At 74.6% G+C, this 2,414-nt stretch carries 2 protein-coding genes; one reads left to right on the top strand and one right to left on the bottom strand.

The genetic code is table 11. The annotated features are described in order from the left end of the window. Positions 1–97: 97 nt before the first annotated feature. Entirely contained in the window at positions 98–1,093 is a 996-nt protein-coding gene (locus tag HGA02_RS16480; protein ID WP_168680206.1) for a CorA family divalent cation transporter, read from the bottom strand. A gap of 86 nt (positions 1,094–1,179) precedes the next feature. On the opposite strand from HGA02_RS16480, the gene HGA02_RS16485 reads away from it, so the two are divergent. Continuing rightward, on the top strand, positions 1,180–2,346 hold the full coding sequence (locus HGA02_RS16485) for an aminotransferase class I/II-fold pyridoxal phosphate-dependent enzyme (protein WP_168680208.1): 1,167 nt from the start codon (positions 1,180–1,182) through the stop codon (positions 2,344–2,346). The last annotated feature ends 68 nt before the right edge of the window (positions 2,347–2,414 follow it).

Genomic DNA, 2,414 nt, shown 5'->3' on the forward strand with positions numbered 1-2,414 from the left:
CGACCCCCTGACGCACCCCGCTCGCGGCCGTCGGCCCGTCGTCTGGTCGCCGCCCGCGCGCCCGGAGCCCCCCCGGCGCGCCCGGAGCCCCCGGACGCTACAGCCAGCGGTTGCGGCGGAACGCGCGGTGCAGCAGGACGCACGACGCCGCGATGACGACGAGCACCGCCCAGAACCCGAACGCGGTGTCGGCGATCGGCAGGTTGCGCACGTTCATGCCGTAGATGCCCGCGATGGCGGTGGGCACGAGCCCGATGGCCGCCCACGCGGAGATCTTCCGCATGTCGGCGTTCTGCTGGACGCTCACGCGCGACTGCGCGACGGTCACCTGCGCGAGGTCCGCCTGCAGCACGCCGGTGAGCAGGGTGTCGGCCGCCTCGATCGAGTCGGCGACGCGCAGCGTGTGGTCCTCGACGTCGCGGAAGTACTCCTGCAGGTCGCCGGGGATGCCGGGCACCTGGCCCGACGCGAGCCGGTGCACGGGCCCGACGAGCGGCACCACGGCCCGGCGGAACTGCTGCACCTCGGACTTCAGCCGGTAGATCCGCTCGGCGTGGTCCTCGCCCGGCACCGACCCGAACACCTGGTCCTCGATCTCGTCGAGGTCCACGTCGACGGACCGCGCGACCTCCAGGTACTGGTCGACGGTGAGGTCGAGCAGCCGGTGCAGGACGGCCCACGGGCCGTGCGCCATCGTCTCGGGGTCGCCCTCGAGCGTCTGCCGCGCGCGGGACGGGATGCGCGAGTCGCCGTGCCGGACGACGACGACGAACCGGTGCCCCACGAACACGGCGAGCTCGCTGACCTCGACGACCTCGGCGTGGTCGACGTACCGGACGGGCTTGACGATCGCGAAGGTCAGGTCGCCGTAGCGCTCGAGCTTGGGCCGCTGGTGGGCACGGATCGCGTCCTCGATCGCGAGCTCGGGGAGCGCGAACCCCTCCGCGAGCGCGTCGAACTCGTCCGCCGACGGGTCGACGAGGCCGATCCACACGAAGCCGTCCTCGTGCTCGGCCTCCTGCGCGGCGGCGAACACGTCGTCGAGCCGGTGCTGCCGGACCCCGCGGGTGTAGAGCGCGCAGTCGACGATCACCTTCTGATGCTCCTCTCGTCGCCCGGGCCCGTCGACCCGGTGCGGCCGCACCGCGCCCGGGTGGGCCGCACGGCAGGATAGGTCGGGTGAAGGTCGCAACCCGTGCGCACGTGCCGCCGTTCGCCGTCATGGAGATCCTCGCCGCCGCGAACGCGCGTCGTGCCGCGGGGGTCGACGTGCTCAACCTGTGCGCGGGCGAGCCGTCGACGGGCGCGTCGGAGGTCGTGCGGCAGCGGGCCGTCGAGCTGCTGACCAGCGGCGACCTCGGCTACACCGAGGCGCTCGGCGCCCCGGGACTGCGCGCGGCGATCGCGACGCACTACCGCACCTGGTACGGCGTCGACGTCGACCCCGCGCGCATCGCGGTGACGACGGGCTCGTCGGGCGGGTTCATGCTCGCGTTCCTCGCGGCGTTCGACGTCGGCGACCGCGTCGCCCTCGCCCGCCCCGGCTACCCCGCGTACGCGAACATCCTGCGCGCGCTCGGCTGCGAGGTCGTCGAGCTGCCGTGCGGCACCGCGTCGCGGTTCCAGCCGACGGTCGAGCACCTGGAGGCCGCCGGCCCGCTCGACGGCCTCGTCGTCGCCAGCCCCGCCAACCCGACGGGCACGATGGTCGGGGCGTCGGCGCTCGCGGACCTCGCGGCCTGGTGCGCCGAGCACGGCGTGCGGCTGGTCAGCGACGAGATCTACCACGGCATCACCTACGACGCGGACGCGCAGGTCGCGACCGCCGCGCAGTACCTCGACACGGGCGCGGTCGTCGTGAACTCGTTCTCGAAGTACTGGGCGATGACGGGCTGGCGGCTGGGCTGGCTCGTCCTGCCCGACGACCTCGTCGCCCCCGTCGACGCGCTCGCGGGGAACGTCGCGCTGTGCCCGCCCGCGCTCGCGCAGCACGCCGGTGTCGCCGCGTTCAGTCCCGACGGGTACGCGGCCGCCCGGGCCAACGTCGAGCGGTACGCCGCGTCGCGCACCCTGCTGCTCGAGCGCCTGCCCGAGCTCGGCTGGACGCACGTCGCGCCCGCCGACGGCGCGTTCTACCTGTACGCCGACGTGTCCTCGACCGGTCTCGACTCGGTGACGTGGTGCGCGCGGCTGCTCGACGAGGCCGGCGTGGCGCTGACGCCCGGGACCGACTTCGACCCCGTCGACGGGCACCGGTTCGTGCGGCTGTCGTTCGCGTCGTCGCCGGACGTGGTGCGCGAGGCCGTCGACCGCATCGTGCGGTGGCAGGGGACGCTGACGGCCTGACCCCTGCGGGCCCCGCGGGCCGCGTGGGTGGTCCTGCACGGCCGGGTGGCGGCTGTCGCGCGGGCGGA

The organism is Cellulomonas septica, from assembly GCF_012396155.1.
GTDB lineage: Bacteria > Actinomycetota > Actinomycetes > Actinomycetales > Cellulomonadaceae > Cellulomonas > Cellulomonas septica.